23 protein-coding genes and 1 tRNA gene are annotated in these 16,756 nt (G+C 67.7%); 9 read left to right on the top strand and 15 right to left on the bottom strand.

Going from position 1 to position 16,756, the window contains the following annotated elements; all coding sequences use genetic code 11:
• Positions 1–141: 141 nt before the first annotated feature.
• Entirely contained in the window at positions 142–1,149 is a 1,008-nt protein-coding gene (locus MKK60_RS19460; RefSeq protein ID WP_147725666.1) for an inorganic phosphate transporter, read from the bottom strand.
• A 2-nt stretch (positions 1,150–1,151) separates the two neighbouring features.
• On the bottom strand, positions 1,152–1,796 hold the full coding sequence (locus tag MKK60_RS19455; RefSeq protein WP_243988248.1) for a DUF47 domain-containing protein: 645 nt from the start codon (positions 1,794–1,796) through the stop codon (positions 1,152–1,154).
• Positions 1,797–1,903: 107 nt separating this feature from the next.
• On the opposite strand from MKK60_RS19455, the gene MKK60_RS19450 reads away from it, so the two are divergent.
• Positions 1,904–2,140, top strand: coding sequence for a hypothetical protein (locus MKK60_RS19450; protein WP_147725668.1), 237 nt, complete (start codon positions 1,904–1,906; stop codon positions 2,138–2,140).
• Between the two features lie 170 nt (positions 2,141–2,310).
• Here MKK60_RS19450 and MKK60_RS19445 read toward each other — a convergent pair whose 3' ends face one another.
• Positions 2,311–2,718, bottom strand: a complete 408-nt coding sequence (locus tag MKK60_RS19445) for a MucR family transcriptional regulator (RefSeq protein ID WP_147725669.1) — start codon at positions 2,716–2,718, stop codon at positions 2,311–2,313.
• Positions 2,719–3,142: 424 nt separating this feature from the next.
• Here MKK60_RS19445 and MKK60_RS19440 point away from each other — a divergent pair, with 424 nt between their 5' ends.
• The gene (locus MKK60_RS19440; RefSeq protein WP_243988247.1) at positions 3,143–4,237 is read left to right on the top strand and encodes an NAD(P)/FAD-dependent oxidoreductase; all 1,095 of its coding nucleotides are present in this window, start codon (positions 3,143–3,145) and stop codon (positions 4,235–4,237) included.
• Between the two features lie 10 nt (positions 4,238–4,247).
• Here the strand turns inward: MKK60_RS19440 and MKK60_RS19435 are convergent, their stop codons facing one another.
• Genes MKK60_RS19435 through MKK60_RS19425 form a run of 3 tightly spaced genes read right to left on the bottom strand, consistent with a single transcriptional unit; the run spans position 4,248 to position 5,843 of the window.
• The gene (locus MKK60_RS19435) at positions 4,248–4,964 is read right to left on the bottom strand and encodes an LrgB family protein (protein ID WP_147725671.1); all 717 of its coding nucleotides are present in this window, start codon (positions 4,962–4,964) and stop codon (positions 4,248–4,250) included.
• On the bottom strand, positions 4,961–5,359 hold the full coding sequence (locus MKK60_RS19430; RefSeq protein WP_243988246.1) for a CidA/LrgA family protein: 399 nt from the start codon (positions 5,357–5,359) through the stop codon (positions 4,961–4,963). The genes MKK60_RS19435 and MKK60_RS19430 overlap by 4 nt, the downstream gene beginning before the upstream one ends.
• 13 nt (positions 5,360–5,372) lie before the next feature.
• Entirely contained in the window at positions 5,373–5,843 is a 471-nt protein-coding gene (locus tag MKK60_RS19425; protein WP_243988245.1) for a TerB family tellurite resistance protein, read from the bottom strand.
• 217 nt (positions 5,844–6,060) lie between these two features.
• On the opposite strand from MKK60_RS19425, the gene MKK60_RS19420 reads away from it, so the two are divergent.
• From MKK60_RS19420 to MKK60_RS19395, 6 genes are all read left to right on the top strand, one after another.
• Positions 6,061–6,136 (top strand) — tRNA-Thr (locus tag MKK60_RS19420).
• A 136-nt stretch (positions 6,137–6,272) separates the two neighbouring features.
• Positions 6,273–6,533 (top strand): hypothetical protein, encoded by a 261-nt coding sequence (locus MKK60_RS19415; RefSeq protein WP_243988244.1) that lies wholly within the window; start codon positions 6,273–6,275, stop codon positions 6,531–6,533.
• A 4-nt stretch (positions 6,534–6,537) separates the two neighbouring features.
• Positions 6,538–6,894: a hypothetical protein gene (locus MKK60_RS19410; RefSeq protein WP_243988243.1), complete on the top strand. Its 357-nt coding sequence runs from the start codon at positions 6,538–6,540 to the stop codon at positions 6,892–6,894.
• Positions 6,891–7,070: a hypothetical protein gene (locus tag MKK60_RS19405; protein WP_243988242.1), complete on the top strand. Its 180-nt coding sequence runs from the start codon at positions 6,891–6,893 to the stop codon at positions 7,068–7,070. The genes MKK60_RS19410 and MKK60_RS19405 overlap by 4 nt, the downstream gene beginning before the upstream one ends.
• Positions 7,067–7,369 (top strand): hypothetical protein, encoded by a 303-nt coding sequence (locus MKK60_RS19400; protein ID WP_243988241.1) that lies wholly within the window; start codon positions 7,067–7,069, stop codon positions 7,367–7,369. The genes MKK60_RS19405 and MKK60_RS19400 overlap by 4 nt, the downstream gene beginning before the upstream one ends.
• A gap of 947 nt (positions 7,370–8,316) precedes the next feature.
• Positions 8,317–9,285: a hypothetical protein gene (locus MKK60_RS19395; RefSeq protein WP_243988240.1), complete on the top strand. Its 969-nt coding sequence runs from the start codon at positions 8,317–8,319 to the stop codon at positions 9,283–9,285.
• A 366-nt stretch (positions 9,286–9,651) separates the two neighbouring features.
• On the opposite strand, the gene MKK60_RS19390 is transcribed toward MKK60_RS19395, so the two are convergent.
• From MKK60_RS19390 to MKK60_RS19375, 4 genes are read right to left on the bottom strand one after another with little or no spacing between them, the layout of a single operon-like run.
• Positions 9,652–10,131 (bottom strand): hypothetical protein, encoded by a 480-nt coding sequence (locus MKK60_RS19390; RefSeq protein WP_243988239.1) that lies wholly within the window; start codon positions 10,129–10,131, stop codon positions 9,652–9,654.
• The gene (locus MKK60_RS19385) at positions 10,128–10,616 is read right to left on the bottom strand and encodes a hypothetical protein (protein WP_243988238.1); all 489 of its coding nucleotides are present in this window, start codon (positions 10,614–10,616) and stop codon (positions 10,128–10,130) included. Before MKK60_RS19385 ends, MKK60_RS19390 begins: the two co-directional genes overlap by 4 nt.
• Before the next feature lie 22 nt (positions 10,617–10,638).
• Complete coding sequence (locus tag MKK60_RS19380) at positions 10,639–11,205, bottom strand: hypothetical protein (RefSeq protein WP_243988237.1); 567 nt, start codon at positions 11,203–11,205, stop codon at positions 10,639–10,641.
• Positions 11,205–12,014, bottom strand: a complete 810-nt coding sequence (locus MKK60_RS19375; protein WP_243988236.1) for a hypothetical protein — start codon at positions 12,012–12,014, stop codon at positions 11,205–11,207. Before MKK60_RS19375 ends, MKK60_RS19380 begins: the two co-directional genes overlap by 1 nt.
• A 72-nt stretch (positions 12,015–12,086) precedes the next feature.
• Between MKK60_RS19375 and MKK60_RS19370 the strand changes: the two genes are divergently transcribed.
• A complete protein-coding gene (locus tag MKK60_RS19370; protein WP_243988235.1) occupies positions 12,087–12,311 on the top strand; it encodes a hypothetical protein in 225 nt (74 codons plus the stop codon).
• A 178-nt stretch (positions 12,312–12,489) separates the two neighbouring features.
• Here the strand turns inward: MKK60_RS19370 and MKK60_RS19365 are convergent, their stop codons facing one another.
• Genes MKK60_RS19365 through MKK60_RS19345 form a run of 5 tightly spaced genes read right to left on the bottom strand, consistent with a single transcriptional unit; the run spans position 12,490 to position 16,614 of the window.
• Positions 12,490–12,813 carry a hypothetical protein gene (locus tag MKK60_RS19365; RefSeq protein ID WP_243988234.1) on the bottom strand — a complete coding sequence of 108 codons (324 nt, stop codon included), beginning with the start codon at positions 12,811–12,813 and terminating at the stop codon, positions 12,490–12,492.
• 8 nt (positions 12,814–12,821) lie between these two features.
• Positions 12,822–14,282, bottom strand: coding sequence for a hypothetical protein (locus tag MKK60_RS19360; RefSeq protein ID WP_243988233.1), 1,461 nt, complete (start codon positions 14,280–14,282; stop codon positions 12,822–12,824).
• A 13-nt stretch (positions 14,283–14,295) separates the two neighbouring features.
• On the bottom strand, positions 14,296–15,228 hold the full coding sequence (locus MKK60_RS19355) for a hypothetical protein (RefSeq protein WP_243988232.1): 933 nt from the start codon (positions 15,226–15,228) through the stop codon (positions 14,296–14,298).
• Positions 15,229–15,252: 24 nt separating this feature from the next.
• On the bottom strand, positions 15,253–15,423 hold the full coding sequence (locus MKK60_RS19350; RefSeq protein ID WP_243988231.1) for a hypothetical protein: 171 nt from the start codon (positions 15,421–15,423) through the stop codon (positions 15,253–15,255).
• Between the two features lie 15 nt (positions 15,424–15,438).
• Positions 15,439–16,614 carry a hypothetical protein gene (locus MKK60_RS19345; RefSeq protein ID WP_243988230.1) on the bottom strand — a complete coding sequence of 392 codons (1,176 nt, stop codon included), beginning with the start codon at positions 16,612–16,614 and terminating at the stop codon, positions 15,439–15,441.
• Positions 16,615–16,756: the final 142 nt, after the last annotated feature.

The raw sequence follows: 16,756 nt of genomic DNA, 5'->3' as shown, positions 1-16,756 counted from the left end.
CCGCCTCGACGGGACGCACCGGCGCTCTCCGGCCGGCGAAGAAACCGGCTCGGCGCGAAAGCGTGCACCGGGGCCAGGGTGCTCTCCGTCAGCCGCAATGTGCGAATCGGGGCAGGCTTGCGCGGCGACCCCGACGGCGGGTCAGGCGAACAGCCCGACGAGCGCGTAGCACCCCGCCGCGATCAGCGCGGCGGCGGGCATCGTCAGCACCCAGGCGATGACGATGTTGCCGGCCACGCCCCAGCGCACCGCCGAGGTGCGGCGGGCGGCACCGACGCCGACGATGGCTCCGGTGATGGTGTGGGTGGTCGAGACCGGCACGCCGAGCCAGGTCGCGGCAAACAGCGTGATCGCCCCGCCGGTCTCGGCGCAGAACCCCTGCATCGGGTTCAGGCGGGTGATGCGCGAGCCCATGGTATGGACGATGCGCCAGCCGCCGAGCAGCGTCCCGAGCGCCATCGCGCCCTGGCAGGCGAGCACGACCCAGAGCGGGATGTAGAACTCGGATCCGAGCAGCCCCTGCGAGTAGAGCAGCACCGCGATGATGCCCATGGTCTTCTGGGCGTCGTTGCCGCCGTGCCCGAGGGAGTAGAGCGAGGCGGAGAGGAACTGCATCACCCGGAATGTGCGGTCGACCGCGAACGGCGTCGCGCGCACGAAGCTCCAGGAGACGGCGAGCACCAGCAGCAGCGCCAGCAGGAAGCCGAGCAGCGGCGACAGCACGATCGCGGCGATGGTCTTGCCGAGGCCGGCCCACACGATCACCGGCGGCCCGGCCTTGGCGAGGCCCGCGCCGACGAGCCCGCCGACGAGGGCGTGCGAGGAGCTCGACGGGATGCCGAGCACCCAGGTGGCGACGTTCCAGGCGATCGCGCCGATCAGCGCGGCGAAGATCACCGGCGCGTCGACGATGCTGGCGTCGACGATGCCGGTCCCGAGCGTCTGCGCCACGTGGAGGCCGAAGAACAGGAAAGCGATGAAGTTGAAGAACGCCGCCCAGATCACGGCGTAGCGCGGCCGCAGCACCCGCGTCGAGACGATGGTGGCGATCGAGTTGGCCGCATCGTGCAGGCCGTTGAGGAAGTCGAAGACCAGCGCGACCGCGATCAGTCCGACGAGCCAGGGCAGCGCGAGCGCGGTGATCGTCATCCTCAGACGTTCTCGATGACGATGCCGCTGATCTCGTTGGCGACATCTTCGAACCGGTCGACCACGCTCTCGAGGCTGCCGTAGATCTCGCGTCCGATCAGGTAGCGCATCGGGTCGGTGTGGCCGTGGGCCTGGTACAGCGCCTTGAGGCCCTGGTCGTGCAGCTCGTCGGAGCGGCCCTCGACGCGAGTGATCTCCTCGGTGAGGGCGGAGAGCCGCGTGGCGTGGGTGCCGATCGCGCTCAGCAGCGGGACGGCCTCGGCGGTGAGGCGGGCCGCCTGCACCACCGTGTCGCCCATCTCGCGCATCAGCGGCTCGAAGGTGCGGATCTCGTAGAGCTCGATGGTCTTCACGGTCTTCTGCATCTGATCGATGGCGTCGTCCATCGACTGGATCAGGTCCTTGATGTCGCCGCGGTCGAACGGGGTGATGAAGCTGCGGCGCACCGCGAGCAGCACCTCGCCGGTGATCGCGTCGGCCTCCGCCTCGCGCGTCACGATCGTGCGGCCGAACTCCGGCACGGCATCGCCGCCCTGGAGCAGGCCGTGAAGGGCGTCGGCTCCGGCGACCAACGTCTCGGCGTGGCGCGCGAACAGATCGAAGAACCGATCCTCGCGCGGCATCAGCGCCCGGAACCATCCCAGCATCGCGGCGATACCCCTCGGCGCCCGACCGTCGACGCGCCGCTTCCGGTCCCTCGTGGCACGCTTTGCGGCTCGGCGCGAGGGCGGGCGCGTGAAAGGCTCGACCGATCATGCCGAAGCGTATCGGACGGCGCTACACCACCTTTCTCGTCGCGGTGACCGCGGACGCGGCCACAAGCACGGTGCCGGCTTCGGTCTACGCCGTGATGGCGCGACGCCCGGACGAGGCGTTGGAGATCGTGCGCGCGCAGGCCGACGGGAGCGACGAGGTCGTCGTGGTCGGGTCGCTGTCGAGCCGCATGGCGAAGGCGATCCGGCTGTCGGCGGGCGAGATGCGCGCGATCTGAACGGCGAGCCCGCGCATCGCCGCGACGGCGCCCGGCCGGGATCGTCGGATCCCGGAGACGGCATCGGATCGGGCCCGCACGGCGGTCGCCGCGGCAGCCCGATCCGGTTCGGCCCATCCATGCGCCCTCGGCGCCGACGTCGGACGCGAGGGCGGTCGAGGTTCAGCGGATCACTCCGCCGCCTGCTGCAGCCGCAGGCGCTGGTTCTGGCCGATGGTCCGGGAGATCACCGAGCGGCGGGCGCTGTAGCTCGCCGAGACGAGGGGGTAGTCGATCGGGAGGCCCCACTTGCTGCGGTAGGCCTCCGGCGACAGGCCGCGCAGCGTCAGGTGCCGACGCAACGCCTTGTAGGGCTTGCCGTCCTCGAAGCTGATGATCGAATCCTGGCGGATCGAGGCGCGGATCTGGGCGTCGGTCGGCCGGGCGAGCACCGGCTTCGGCGGCGTCTGCAGGCCGGTGATCGAGCCGTGCACCGTCCGGATGAGGTCCGGCAGACCGGCGGCCGGCACCGAGTTTCGGGCGACGTAGGCGGCGAGGATCTTCGCGGCGAGATCGATGGGGTCTGAGGTGGTCTGCACGGTCGTGTCCTTCCGAATTCAATCTGGTGGGTGCGCCGGGGCGCGAAGTCGTCGAAACCAGGATGCTTCAGCGGTCGATCGCTCTAGAGGGACGCGGCGGGAGGAGCCGCTGCCGAACGATTATGCGCCTGCGCGCTCAAAACACAACTTATGCGCGATCCATTCAGTGCGTTAAATCTACTTAGAATTGATTAACGCGCTCAAGCGGGTTGCAAATGCACGCACGTAGCGCGCTCCGGTCGACCATTTCGCTCACGGAGACAATCCCTTAGGCGAACCCTAAATCGTCCGCCGATCGCGCGAATCGCTATGCACTTTCTAGTTGTATGCCTCGCGCTTCCGCCCGGTGGGACGCCCTCGACGAGGCACCGGGCCTTTACCGGTCCGGCGACCTCGCCGAGAACGGGCGGCGGAGGATCGCATCATGGAAGTCCTGGTCGTCGGTGCGGGCGTCGTCGGCCTCGCGACAGCGCGCGCCCTGGCGCTGCGGGGGCACGAGGTCGTCGTCGCGGAGGCGGCGGAGGCGGTCGGCACCGGCGTGTCCGCGCGCAACTCCGAGGTGATCCACGGCGGGATGTACTATCCGGCGGGCTCCCTGCGGGCGAAGCACTGCGTTGACGGCGCGCGCCGGCTTTACGCGCTCTGCGAAAGCCACGGCATCGCCCACCGCGCCTGCGGCAAGCTCATCGTCGCCACGACGGAGGCCGAGGCGGAGACGATCGCCGCGATCCGGGATCGCGGCGTCGCCAACGGCGTCGAAGGACTCGATCTGCTCGACGCCGCCCAGGCCCGACGCCTGGAGCCGAACCTCGCCTGCACCGCAGCGCTTCTGTCGCCGCGGACGGGAATCGTCGACAGCCACGGCCTGATGCTGGCGCTGCAGGGCGATCTCGAGGATCGCGGCGGCGCGATCGCCCTGCACACCCCCGTCACCGGCCTGGCGCGCCGCGACGGACGCTGGGCGGCGGCGTTCGGCGGTGCGAGCCCCGGCGACTATCCGTGCGACGCGGTGGTCAACGCGGCGAGCCTCGACGCACAGGCCCTGGCCGCGCAGACCGAGGGCTACCCGGCCGAGCGGGTGCCGCGCCGCGTGCTGGCCCGCGGCAACTACTTCGGCTTCACGGGAAAGCCCGCGTTCTCCCGGCTGATCTATCCGGCACCGGTCGAGGGCGGCCTCGGCACCCATCTCACCCTCGATCTCGCCGGGCGGATGCGCTTCGGCCCCGACGTCGAGTGGATCGAGGCGGTCGACTACCGGGTCGATCCGGCGCGCGGCGACGCCTTCTACGCGGCGATCCGGCGCTACTGGCCCGGCCTGCCCGACGGCGCGCTGGTCCCCGATTACGCCGGCATCCGCCCGAAGCTCACCGGCCCGGGCGAGCCGGCCGCCGACTTCGTGATCGACGGGCCGGCCGAGCACGGCCTGCCGGGCCTCGTTCACCTGTTCGGAATCGAGAGCCCGGGCCTGACCGCCAGCCTGTCCCTGGCCGAGGCGGTAGCCGACCGCCTCGGCGCGTGACGGCGCGCTCTCAGGACAGGATCCGCAGCGCCAGCGGCACGAAGATCGCGGTGAGGAAGGCGTTCAACCCCATGGCGATGCCGGCGAAGGTGCCGGCGACCTCGCTCACCTGGAACGCCCGCGCGGTGCCGACGCCGTGGGCGGCGAGCCCAACCGCGAAACCGCGGGCGCGCATGTCGCGGATGCCCAAGGCCTGCATCAGCGGCGTCACCAGGATCGCCCCGGTGATGCCGGTCAGCATCACCAGCACCGCCGTCAGCGTCGGGTCGCCGCCGAGCGCTTCCGAGATGCCCATCGCCACCCCCGACGTGACCGATTTCGGGCTGAGCGAGACGATGACGGGCTCCGGGATGCCGAGGAGGCGCGCCAGCACGATCGCGCTGCCGAGCGCCACCGTGCAGCCGGCGACGAGGGCGGCGAGCATGGGCAGGAGCGCCCGCATCACCGTGGCGCGGTGCTCGTACAGTGGCATCGCCAGCACCACCGTCGCCGGCCCGAGCAGGAAGTGGACGAACTGCGCGCCGTCGAAGTAGGTGGCGTAGGGCGTGCCGGTCAGGGTCAGCACCGTGCCGGTGATCGCGATGGCGATGAGCACCGGGTTCGCCACCGGGTGGCGCCCGCTCGCGGCCGAGATCCGGTCCGCCACGAGGTAGGCGGCCAGCGTCACCGTCAGCCACAACAGCGGCGTGCGCGCGAGGTAGACCCAGACCGCGAACTCGCCGCTCACCGGTCGCCCCCGATCTGCGCCGTCAGCCGCGCGACCCAGAGGAACACCAGAACCGTGGCGACGAGCGCCGCCGCGGTCGAGACCACGACCACGATCGCGAGGCGAAGCCCCTGCGCCTGCACCACGTCGAGGCGCCCGACGATTCCGGCGCCGGCCGGAACGAACATCAGCGACAGGTTCGCGAGCAGCCCGCGGGCCGTGTTCTCCAGCGTCCCGTCGGTCAGCGGCTTCGGCAGGACCCGCGCCAGGTGCAGCGCGCGCCGGTCGCGCAGCACCAGGAAGCCCAGCATCAGGGCCATGCCGAGGACCGGGCCGGGGAGGGGCAGCCCGGCGCTGCGGGCAAGCACCTCGCCGAGGAGCTGCGCCAGCAGGATCAGGGTCAGGCTCGCGATCATCGATCGCCGCCGCTCAGGCCGGATCGGCGGCGATGCCGGGGATGCTCTCGCCGCGCGCCCGCGCGATCCCGCCCTCGTCGAAGCCGAGGAGCTTGCCGAGCCGCCAGACCAGCGCCTCCTCGAACTCGTCGACGTGGCCGTCGGCGGCGGCGACCGACCACGCCATCGCCAGGATGCGCCCGCGCTCGCCGGCATCGGCCTCGTGCGGCAGCATCTCGACGAGGCTCGCCACGTCGCGGGTCTCGGAATCGAAGGCGGCGGCCCGGGCGATCAGGGCGTCGGCGGCCTCGGCGCTCTCGGCGTAGCGCCCGCGCACCAGCCGCGCGAGGCGCTCCGATTCCGCCGGCGCGAGGATGCCGTCGGCCCGGGCCACGTGGACGAGGAGCGCGGTGGCGGCCAGGTGGGTGTCGTCGCCCGGCGTCTCGTGCGCGGCGACCCCGAGGGCCTCGGCGGCATAGGCCCGCAGGCGTGCGATCAGCGACATGGCGATGTTCCCGCGACCGGCGCGCCCGGTGCGGTGGGACCCTTCCCGCCGCATCCGCCCCCGTCAAGGACGCGAAGCCCAGCCCCGACGCTTCCCCGCGCCGCCGTGTCCCGCCTGCATCGCCGCCGACCTCGCGAACGGTGCCGCCTTGCCAACGGCAGACCGGACGGCTATGCACCGTGGCCTCGGCGATCGCACCCTGCGACCGCGGACGGATGCCGCTTTAGCTCAGCTGGTAGAGCACCTCATTCGTAATGAGGGGGTCGGGGGTTCGAATCCCTCAAGCGGCACCAACACTTAGCCCTCTGCTTGCTTACCGAAAATGACGACCGGTAAGCACATGGTAAGCAGACCGGGAAATTGGCTATTTCTGAACTCCACTTCGATCCGCATGTGGCGCCGGCATTCTGCCCCCGCTACGATCGCGCCATGGCAGACCCCACGACCGGCGACCTCATCAAGGCTAAGACGATCGCCTCCGACGAATTGAACGCCGCGGTCGACGCATTCATGGAGGATCCGACGGTGCGCCTATTTCGGTTCGCTAGCGGGTACACCGTGGATCTTGCTGCCGCGGTGAAGGCCAGCCGCCATGCTAGAGCGACCTTGTCCGAACCCACCGCGAAGGATGGCGCCAGGCGATCCGCCGTTCGGACGGCGATCCTGCTAGCGTGGCCTTTGATGGAGTAGGATCGTGGCCAAGCGGATCGAAAGCGCGCGCGATGATGAAGACGGGATCGCGCGATACCGGCTCAATGATAGACGAATAGTCGTCTTCGATACGCACGTTCTGCGCGAGATCGGTCTGACTGAAGCCCTGCGAAGGGTGGGGATCGAACCTGCCAGCCAGGGGCAGCGCATGCCAGTGCTTCAAGACGGGCAGATGATTGGCACCGTGCCTTCCGACTTCGAACCCGAACTGATCCGAAGCCGCAGCGCTCACTACGAGACCCAGCCCGGAGATTTTCGCCGCGAGGGCAATGCCTGGATCGCATCGCAGAGGCTCGGTCAGGGTGATTTCGAAGCCATCCCCGGTTTTAAGCCGGCGTGACCGACGCCCCCCTCCACGAAGCCGTCGAAGCCCTTCGCGCGATCGGCCGGTATGTCGAGCCGTTCGGGGACGACCTCAGTCTGTGGTTGGTGGACGGCGAGGAGATGAGCGACGCAGGCCTGATGAAGCTCGCCGCACTCCTGGGCCTTAGCCAGGGCTCGGCGACGATCCAATGACCGGCGTCCCGAGGCACCTGCGCAACCCGCGCCGCTGGTACGACTCGAACGGCATCGAGCAGCCGCCGGCCACGATCGCGAACAGCAAGGCGAACGGCGCCCGTGGGCTGCTGGTGTTCTGCGAGTGCGGGCTCAGCGGCGCCATGTCTTTCGACGGCCTGCCCGACGACTTCCCCGTGCCAGATGTCGCGCTGCGGCTGGTGTGCTCGGCCTGCGGACGGAAAGACCGGATCAGCACCCGGCCCGACTTCTCGGGCGCGCACACGGGACCGGGGCCGCGGCTTCGCTCGGTGGAGTAGCGCGACAGGCGGCCGACAGCCGCGTTGCGCCGCCCCGCCCGCGCCCCTATCCCCGCCGCCCGCATCCGGCGAGACCAGCTGTTAAACTTCGCAAATGATGATAATGGCGAAGCATTCGGGGCTACCAAGGTTTTTTCTTATCAAATGTATAGCCGGCGACCGCGCAAATAAGGCGATTTAGAAAGCAAAACGAATATCAATTGGAACGGTTTACCGCGTGTCGGTCTTTCTTGTGAAACCGCCCATTGTTTTTTCTGGGTGATCACAGGAAAAACCATGCGCGTCATGAAAGATTTTTGCCTATCATGCGGCATAGAAATAATAATCTATGTTGGTACGGACTGTATGATCACACAGGCCGCCCATAAGGATCGGAAACAGCATTGCAACTGCAAGTCGGATGAGAGGTGTCCGATGGTCACCTTGTCAATGGTAGCCCATGGGTGCGAACCGATGCCGCTGAAAGGCGCACACTTCAAAACCTCGCATAGAGTTCAGCCTCGAGTTGATGGCAACGGACCGGGGCAGCGCTACGCTGTGGGATCCGCGTCGACTACCGCAAGGCGCTGATGATCAAAGCGCGCCGCGTCGAGGCGATCGGCGACACCTCGATCCGGTACGGGAACCAGACTTTCCGGCGGGACCGGCCGGGGCGGCCTGTCGGCGTGCCGGTGTGGGAGGCCGCGCGGTAAACGGCGCCTCGAAGCCAAGACCTGATTTCGACACGACGCGCCTCGGCGTGATAGCACCGGCTGAATGCCGCGGCGTCAATGTTTCTTTGTCGAATTGCAGCCAACCTGAAGTCGACCTACCTTCCGCGCCGGGAGCGATTCGCCGCCTCGTCGAGAAGGCCTGAAGGATCAAACCGATGACGGACCACGATCAGGTCACTCGGCCGACAGACCCGTCTCTCTCCAAACAGATCGAACGATCGGAAGAGATTGCAGATGCCGTCAGGAAAAACGTCGAGCGCGCCGGAGACATCCGACGAGACGCAGACGAGCGAAGAAAGAGATTACGAGGAGCACTCCGGGGACCAACCAAACAATTCCGTATATGATTTCTTATACCAAGACGTTCGACGTGTCGGCTCCTTCCTTGCACAATTTGAGGAGTATGGCGTCCGCCAGGCTGTGAAAGCTACCGAAAGCGTAGGACAAACGCAGGCCCTGAAGGGCGCAGCATCTGGAACTATTGGATTGCCGTCTGTTATGGGCGGGTCCGCATCAATGGATACGACGACAACAGATGAAACAAAAGATATAGCCGAGCATACATTTGATCCACTGTGGGCAAACGCACGCAGATTGTTAGATTTTATCGAATCTGGCGACCATATTCAGCATAATTTATGGGAAGGTCGGGTTGGAAGTTTTGTGCAAATTAATGGCTCTATTGCTATAGTTGATCTAAATTATATTCAGACGGTTCTAAAAAATCAGAAACTCAGTAAAAGTCTTTTGGAGGGTTTTGCCAAGGCAAAAGGAGTTAAGTTTAATTCCACGCAGGCCCAAGATTTTCATAGAAATATGGAAATGGTTGTTGGCCTGCCTCACGGCATTCAGCTCACCGTTTTTGGGGATGGTGAAGAAAACAATGTTGCGGCATGGTCCTCTATCTCTCATGAGTCTTTAACAACAACCGCAGCTGATATAATGCTCAAGCACGGCATTATGATACGTGGCTTTTGGAAGGTTATCGGTATCCTTGATGCCTTTCCGGACGTGCCAATCCCCACTGAGGCAGAACCAAACCCTCAGACATTAGACCAACTCGCAATTGAAATGATCCCTAAGGAGTTTACGAAGATTGCCGCAAATCTAGCTGCTGCAGCAAGAGAGCTAATAGGCCGCCCTAGAACCATGTTTGGCGTAACACCCATATTGATATTTAGGGAAGTAAAAAAGTCGATATGAACTGCGAGAAGATGTTGGGGCGCTAAACAACCATTCCGCATAGACGGCGCAAAAACCCGCCGCGGCCGAAGCGGGGCGGGCTGAAAGGTCTCGCGGGGTGCTGTCCACGAAGGGGGGCTGGTGTAGCGCGTACGGCAGCATGCGCCAGGAACGAAGAAGCCCCGCGCGGCGGATGCCGGCGGGGCTGAGGTCATCACGGGAGATGAGAGGCTGTCGCGTCAGGTGGGCTGCGTCATCCCTCGGATGGAGGATCGCGCGAAGCGGCCAGGTCGCGGATCACGCCGACGACGACCAGGATCACCATCGCGCCGCACAGCGCTGCCATCCAGAGGTGGCCGGACGTGAAGGAGCCTTCGGGGCAGGATCTCACTGAGCCGGCCCGCAGGCGATCTCGAAGGGCGTGAGCGCTGGCCGCTGCGTCTGCCGCCACAGGTGGGCCTGGAGCCAGTTGCAGGCGGCCGAGGGCGACGTACGGAGCTGCGCCGAGCCGCACGGGAAATCCCGCGGGATGGCGATGTTAAGCGTCTGCGCCCGGTTGTTGAATCGCCATGGCGTCGAGGTGTGCTCCTCCGGCAGGATGGTCGGCGCCTCGGACGGCTGAGATACGCTCTCGATCTGCCGTGCGAAGCTGAGGTCGCAGTTGTCGAGATAGGTCCGCACGGCCAGCACCTGCAGCGTGCCGCCGCGCGGGACCGGATCGGGCGCAAGGTCGATCGATTGGACGATGTAGGGCCAGTGCCAGTCGCCGGCCTGGAACGCCGCCACCGGGCAAAGCAGCAGGAGCAAGGTCGCCCCCACGATGTGGAAGGCCATCCGCATGTTGCGGCCGAATCGCTGGATCGTCATCCGGTGGTTCCCTTCACGGCAGCGATGATCTGCTTCAGGAACGGGATCTGCTCCCATCCCCATTTGGCCGCGGCGTAGGTCGGCAGGGCAAGGCCAAGCCCGACCTTCCACGCCCCACCCCAGACCCTGCCGAAGACGGTTCGATCGGCCTCACGCCGGGCGATGCGGAGCAGCGCATCCATCTCCTCTGCCTTGAGGCTCGCGAGCGTGAGAAGCGTCTTAGTCTCCGGCCTGCCGAGGGCCGCGAACAGCTCGATCAGGTGCCGCGGGAAGCGGACGACACGGTCAGGGCCATGCAGGCTCTCGCCGATGTCCTCCTCCCGCAGGAAGTGGTCGAGAGTTCGGCGCGCCTCAACCCCGTCCTTGAAGCTCTCGTCCGGGGTCTCCTGGTAGTGCTGGCGAATGAGCGGCGCCGCGCCGTCCGCCGTAGCGCGCCGAGCGGCGCGCAGATCTTCCGGCGGCAACGTCCGCTTTCCCTGCGACATGATTTTCCCGGATGAGCATGGGTCAGCGGCGCCGGATGGCTTGGATCGCGGTCTGAGCGACCTGTCCCGCCGTCGGGGTGTTGCTGTTCAGCGCGAACTGCCGCACGGCATCCGCGTTGCGCTTGCTGCTCTCGCTGGAGCCGAGCCAGTACTGATAGACGGAACTCGCCGCGCCGAGCGCGAAGCCGACGATGATGCCATCCTCACGCAGCCAGCCCATGCCGACTGCGAGGACGATACCGGCGAGCAGCAGGTAGTTCATCACCGAGACAACGACCGGGCCCCAGGCGATCGGCGAGTGCGCCTGGACGAGCTGCACCTCCATGGCGCGGGCATTGGCGAGGTCGGCGAGGTAGGCGTCCTGCCGCTTCGTTTCGGCTTCGATCTCGGCGAGCTTTACGGCGGCGCCGTTCGGGTCGGCCTGGACGGCCGCGGACACAGCCTCCGGGGTCGCCGCGACGCCAAGCGCGGCCGCGACACCCTTGCCTACTACGGCGCCGACGGTGCCGCCGAGCGGCCCTCCGAACAGTGTGCCGAGCGCAGGTAGTCCGATCTGAGCGAGTTGCCCGGCGAGTGAGGTCCAATCCATTACGCTGCTTCCTTTCCGAGGAGTCTGCGAACCCATGCGCCGAAGCCGCTTGCTTGGGCGGTGACGGGCTTCTGAGCGGGCGTGGCCGACGATGCGGCCGGGCGGCTCGGTACGGTTGGCGGCGCGAGCGGCTTGCTTTCGACGACGATCGTGGGCACCGACGCGGCGACCGCACCCGGGCGGTGGCCGGCGGCGATCAGCGCGGCACGGAAGCCCTGCGCGTGCTGGCCAATCTCGGCGGCGCGGTCCTGGCCGTTGATGATGCGGCGGGCCCCGGTCCAGTCGGCGCGGCCGGCGGCGAAGTAGTCCGCCAGCTTCTTGCCGGTGAACCAACCCTCGCGCATCCCGACGAACAGGATGGCGGAGGCGATGTCCGGATCCATCGCAAAGTCGGGCGTCTGCTCGAGGTCGGTGAGGGCCGGCACCATCCCGAGGTCGCGCAGGCGCGACGTGGCGCGGCGATAGTTCGACCGGCCGGTAAGCTGCAGCAGGCCGCGGCCGCAGAACAGCGCGCCGTCGCCGGGCTTGATGTTGCCGAGTTCCTTGGCCTTCGCCGGCCGGTCCCCGGCGATGTCGTACATCCGGGTGTAGTAAGCGGCCCCGCCCTTCTCCTTCACCGGTTGCATCGTCCACCCGGTCTCGATCGGGCAAGTGCCGAGAGCGTATGCGAGGTGATCGGTCGGCGTGTCCGGCGGGCAGGCGTCGAGGATCGCCTCCATGCCTGAGACCTGCCCAGCGGTCAGGCTGCCGGGGAACGGGCGCAGGCGGACAGCCTGAAAGAACGCAGCTCTGTTGAGCTCTGCGGCCATGGTCGGTTCTCACGATGTCAGAGAGCGGAGGGTGGTGGCGCGGGTTGTGCTATTCAGACGGCGGAGGCGCACATGCTCGGAAAGCTCAGATCACTCTTGGTCAGAACGTCGAGGGAGCCGCAGGCCCGCGTCGATGAGCGACCGCCGATGTCCGTTGAGGAGCTGATGAGCAGCTTCCCACCCATGAAGCCCGTTCGACCGCCGCAGGCGATCAACGATGACCTGATGGCGCCGGCATACGAAGCGGTCGAGGAAGAGCTTCACCGAGCCGGGCTGCTCGCTCAGCGGCAGGCGTAGGGTCAGCGACGCCAGGCCGGCGGGCAGATGCGAGCCGGAATGCCCTCGACATCGACGGCGACGCAGACCGGGCGATGCCGCCCGGCCATGGCTGGAGAGGCCAGCGCGCAGAGGAGCGCGAGGGCTGCTAGGATGCGGGGCATGGGAGACATGAACGTAAGAGGAGCGGTGGGCTTGGCTACTCGGCTGCCTTGGCTGGCGCCGAAGAGGTGCCGAGCGCCTTCACGTCCGCGGGCTGGTCCGTCGCCTTCTCTGCGGCCTTCAGCTTCGCCTCGGCCTCGTCGGCGCGCTTCGTCTCGGCGTCGCGCTGCGCGGTGACCTCGGCCAGCTTCACCCGCAAGGTGTAGGCCTGGACCAGAGCGCTCGCCTCCCGCCCCTGTGCCTCGGCCAGCATCTGCCCAAGGGCCTGCTGCGTCGGGTCCGGCTGGGGCTGCGGCTGTGCCCTTGCGAGGACGGGCGCGGCGACGAGGGCCAGGACGGCTAGGGTGACGACGATGCGCATGGTCGGCCTCAGTTCAGGGCGGCGGTCCGCAGCGTCCCCGAGACGTTGCAGACGAACTTGTAGGAGGGGGTCGCGGTGTTGATCCAGCCTGCGCACTGCCCCGTAGGGATGTCCGTGGTCGTCGGATCGGCGGTGCGGATGAAGGCCCCCGTGAGCACGCCCGACGTGCCCTTACCCTTCACCGTCTGGGCGATGTTGGCGTCGGTTCCCGCCGCGGCGATCGTCGGGCTGGCACCGGAGGCCGCGCCGGCGATCTGCGTGAACAAAGCGTTGTTGTAGCCCGCCGACAGGGTGGACTGGACGTAGACGCTGCCCGAGCCGGCGCCCTTCACGAACAGGTTGGCGCTGGTGTCGCCGTAGACGTCGATGACCGCGTTACCGCCGGTCACCGCCGGAGTGACGCGGACCGTGTTCACGGCCGAGGCGACGTTGCCCAGGGTCAGCGCACCGCCGCCGGGCCCGCCGATCTGCGCGTTGGCGGGCAGCGTCACGTTGCCGGCCGACGAGACGCCCAGGACCGTAACGCCGGAGACGTTGTAGACCAGCGAGCCGCTGGTGATGCCAACCTGACGCGCGTCCCCGTCCCATGTGATCTTGCCGTTCGTCGGCATGCGGAAGGCCGAGGCCAGCCGGGTGCTATCGACCGCCGACATGTCGATGCCGACGGCGAGGCCGGCCGAGGTGCGATCCAAGCTGTTCGGCAGGAAGCACAGGCCGCAGGCCCAACCGCTGTACTCGCCCGCGCTGCTGCGTGCCTGCGCGCTGATCTGGAATGCCCGGCTGTTGAGGTTGTAGCCGTTGGCGCCGAGCCCCTTCAGGGGTGAGGTCGCGCCGTCCTTGCGGTTCTTGAACACCGCGTCTGCGCCGACCAGAGCCTGGTCGTTGGCATCGTGCTGAGCGATCACCGCGTGCTCACCGGAGATCAGTGGCGCGGTCGCGCTCGGCGCCGTCGTCGCGTCGCCGGTCCAGGCCTCGGTGGCGATGCCCCAGACCGGCCGGATACCGGTCCCGGTGCTGTAGGCGTTGATCTGCGCGCCGACGGCGAGATCGGTCCCGGCGCCGGCGCCCTTCACGTTGGCGGTGTAGCCGTAGAGGATCGAGCCGGTGGCGGCGCTGGTGTAGGCCGTGCGGAAGGCTCGCGTCGTGGACACCGGACCCGAGAAGGTCGGGTTTGCCAGCGGGGCCAGCAGGCCTTCGGCCGCCTGCGCGCGAGCGATCTCGGTGGCGATGTTGCTCGCGTTGGTGGCGATCGCCGTCACGTTGGCGCTCTCGGCCGCCTTGGCGCGGGCGACCTCGGCCAGCAGCGCCGTGACGTTGGACCCGATTGCGTTCGAGTTCGCGGCAAGCCCGGTGTCGACGTAGCTCTTCGACGGGACGTCCTGCGTTGCACGAACCTGCGCGGACACCGGCCCGGCGGCCGGCAGGAGGATCGCGAGGGCGAGCGCGAGCGGGGCGAGAAGGCGGATCATCGGATGCCCTCGGTCAGGAGGCTGGTGCGAACGTGAGAAGGTCGATCATCGTGCCCCCGTCGTTGACCCATACGCTGATGCGGCCGGTGCCGGTGTTCTTGACGACCCGGGCCGTCGCCGCCGGCACGTCGCCCGCACCAGGATCGCCGGGCAGTACGAGCACACGACGGTCGAGGCCATTCAAGGTCGCGAGAGCCGCCGCCTTATCGCCGACGTCGGACAGGTTGCTCGCCGCGACCAGCCGCGCCGCGACCGCGGTCTGAAGCCCGGCGATGGCGGCATTCGTCAGAGATGCCGCGCTTTCGTCGGTGATGAACCGGTTGTAGGCCTCCAGGAAGGTGTTCAGCTCGGCCGGGCTGCCGGCGGTGAGCTGACCGATGGCGGCGGCGATGTCGGCCGGCGTCGCCTTGCTCGCGATCTGAGCGGCAAGCCCGTCGAGGACTGCGGCCAAACCGTCCACGTCCTCGATCGCCGCCTCCAGCCGCGTGCGCAGCACGGGGATGATGACCTCGACCACGGCGCGCGACCGGAAGGCGCGGGCCACCGGCCGCAGGTTCAGCCCAGCCTCCGAGACGAGTTCGAGCGGGCCTACCATGATCGCTCCCGTGAAGTCGTAGAAGCCTGCCAGCAGGGTCGTCAGCTCGCCCGAGGCGGTCTGTGCCTGGACGGTGTAGGGCGAGCGCGGGCCGGGCCGCAGCGCCTGCGTCTGCGCCGCGCTGAGGGCGTTGGTCACTGCCCCGGACTTCGGGTCGACGGTGAGGCCCCCGCCCGGCAAGGTGGTGCGCACGAGGTCGCCGCCGACGCCGGCCGAGGTCCAGATCACGGCGTCGACCTCGAGGTCGAGCGCTGCGATCTGCTGGGTCAGCATGTTCTGCGAGCGCAGGACCACGCCGAGCGTCGCGGTATCGCCGCGGCGCACCGCGAAGTCGTAGCTGGCCGGTTCCATGAAGCCTCGCGCGTCGCCGGAGGATCAGGCCTTGTTGCCCGGAGGCTTGCCGGCGGGCGGCTTCGGCTCGGTCACGGCCGCTTCGATCAGCGCCTTCTTCAGATCGGCGACGATCTCAGCCATCGAACCGGGGATGCGTGCGCCGTTGACCATCTCCAGCAGCAGGTCCCGGTGGTCTTCCTTGTCGAGAACCATGGTTCGATCCTTCGGTTAGTGGCCAATGAGGCCGTGGGTGGAGAGGGCAGCCTGGAGCGCGGCCACGCGGGCGCCGAGCTGCGCCAGGGTTATGGTCGCGGAATTGAAGGCCGTGGTTTTGTCCTGGGCGCCTTCAAGGATGGCCCAGCCGGTATCGGTCGGGCCGATCACGCGCCGGTTGCCGACGCGATACTCGGTGAGCACGTTGAAGATGCCGTCCGAGGTGCAGAACATCATGTCCGCGCCGTCGAACTGGTAGCGCAGCGCCCCGGCGATCACGCCGAGCCGACGGCGGTCGCCGTTCCAGTTCAACGTGCTCTCGTCGGCCATGCGCACGCCGGCAGTAAGCTGGCCACTGGGGATGGCCGAGAGGTCGAGGCCGATCTTGATGGACGGGTCTGAGCCAAGGGCACGGAACGCCCCGTGCGCCGAGACCACGCCGAGGCTGTTGCAGTCGAACTGCGACACACCGTTGAGCTGGTAGACGAACGCCCCGTCGATCACGCCGACCGCGCGCGCACCGCTATCCCAGGTCAGCTTGCCGGCCGTCGGCATGCGGATGGCGGCGAGCAGACGTGCGGCCGGGATCGCCGACATGTCGATGCCGATGCCGAGCCCGTCGACTGTCTGGTCGATCGCGTCGGCCGTGAACTGGAGGCCGATGCGCCAGCCGCAGTATGCGCCGGACGTCCCGCGCGCCTGCGAGCTGATCTGGATGGCGCGGCTGTTGCGGTTGTAGGCGTTCGCCCCGAGCCCCTGGAACGGGTCGGCCGCTCCGTCCCGGCGGTTCTTGAACGGCACGTCCATGCCGACGAGCGCGCTGTTCTGATCGTGCCGCTGCGAGATGATCGACGGCTCGAACCCGATCAGCGTCGCGCCCGCGTCGGGCGCGGTATCGTGGTCGCCGGTCCAGGCTTCGGTCGCACCGCCGAACACCGAGCGGACGCCGGTGCCGCTCTTCGAGTAGGAGTTGATCTGGAAGCCGACGACGGCCCCAGTGCTGGTGCCGGATGCCTTCACGTTGGCGGCGTAGCCGTAGCAGATGTCGGCCGGGCTGATCGCTTCGTACTCGACGAGGGTGCGGTTGCCGAGGTCGAGCCCGAGCCCGAGCACCCGTTCCCAGATCGCGCCGTCGGCCGACTTGAAGCTCTCGGCCGTGCCGGCGACCGACAGAGCCGAGAAAGCTGCCACCGCCGACCGCGACCGGCTCGCCGATGAGGTGGCGCGGCTGCGCGGGGCTCTTGAGAGATCCGCCGATACGTTGAACGCCTGCGAGGGCGTCATGCGAAACGCGGGCGATATTGCCGCCGCGATGGAGGCATCCGTCGAAGAA

Origin of the sequence: Methylobacterium sp. J-092 (assembly GCF_022829325.1) — a bacterium.
Taxonomy (GTDB): Bacteria; Pseudomonadota; Alphaproteobacteria; order Rhizobiales; family Beijerinckiaceae; genus Methylobacterium.
This window is presented reverse-complemented; position numbering and strand designations above follow the sequence as displayed.

Bases quoted from the DNA above. Each gene is read 5' to 3' on its own strand.
- MKK60_RS19460 (WP_147725666.1), bottom strand. From the start codon at position 1,149: ATGACGATCACCGCGCTCGCGCTGCCCTGGCTCGTCGGACTGATCGCG.
- MKK60_RS19455 (WP_243988248.1), bottom strand. From the start codon at position 1,796: ATGCTGGGATGGTTCCGGGCGCTGATGCCGCGCGAGGATCGGTTCTTC.
- MKK60_RS19450 (WP_147725668.1), top strand. From the start codon at position 1,904: ATGCCGAAGCGTATCGGACGGCGCTACACCACCTTTCTCGTCGCGGTG.
- MKK60_RS19440 (WP_243988247.1), top strand. From the start codon at position 3,143: ATGGAAGTCCTGGTCGTCGGTGCGGGCGTCGTCGGCCTCGCGACAGCG.
- MKK60_RS19430 (WP_243988246.1), bottom strand. From the start codon at position 5,359: ATGATCGCGAGCCTGACCCTGATCCTGCTGGCGCAGCTCCTCGGCGAG.
- MKK60_RS19425 (WP_243988245.1), bottom strand. From the start codon at position 5,843: ATGTCGCTGATCGCACGCCTGCGGGCCTATGCCGCCGAGGCCCTCGGG.
- MKK60_RS19415 (WP_243988244.1), top strand. From the start codon at position 6,273: ATGGCAGACCCCACGACCGGCGACCTCATCAAGGCTAAGACGATCGCC.
- MKK60_RS19400 (WP_243988241.1), top strand. From the start codon at position 7,067: ATGACCGGCGTCCCGAGGCACCTGCGCAACCCGCGCCGCTGGTACGAC.
- MKK60_RS19395 (WP_243988240.1), top strand. From the start codon at position 8,317: ATGCCGTCAGGAAAAACGTCGAGCGCGCCGGAGACATCCGACGAGACG.
- MKK60_RS19390 (WP_243988239.1), bottom strand. From the start codon at position 10,131: ATGACGATCCAGCGATTCGGCCGCAACATGCGGATGGCCTTCCACATC.
- MKK60_RS19385 (WP_243988238.1), bottom strand. From the start codon at position 10,616: ATGTCGCAGGGAAAGCGGACGTTGCCGCCGGAAGATCTGCGCGCCGCT.
- MKK60_RS19380 (WP_243988237.1), bottom strand. From the start codon at position 11,205: ATGGATTGGACCTCACTCGCCGGGCAACTCGCTCAGATCGGACTACCT.
- MKK60_RS19375 (WP_243988236.1), bottom strand. From the start codon at position 12,014: ATGGCCGCAGAGCTCAACAGAGCTGCGTTCTTTCAGGCTGTCCGCCTG.
- MKK60_RS19370 (WP_243988235.1), top strand. From the start codon at position 12,087: ATGCTCGGAAAGCTCAGATCACTCTTGGTCAGAACGTCGAGGGAGCCG.
- MKK60_RS19365 (WP_243988234.1), bottom strand. From the start codon at position 12,813: ATGCGCATCGTCGTCACCCTAGCCGTCCTGGCCCTCGTCGCCGCGCCC.
- MKK60_RS19360 (WP_243988233.1), bottom strand. From the start codon at position 14,282: ATGATCCGCCTTCTCGCCCCGCTCGCGCTCGCCCTCGCGATCCTCCTG.
- MKK60_RS19355 (WP_243988232.1), bottom strand. From the start codon at position 15,228: ATGGAACCGGCCAGCTACGACTTCGCGGTGCGCCGCGGCGATACCGCG.
- MKK60_RS19350 (WP_243988231.1), bottom strand. From the start codon at position 15,423: ATGGTTCTCGACAAGGAAGACCACCGGGACCTGCTGCTGGAGATGGTC.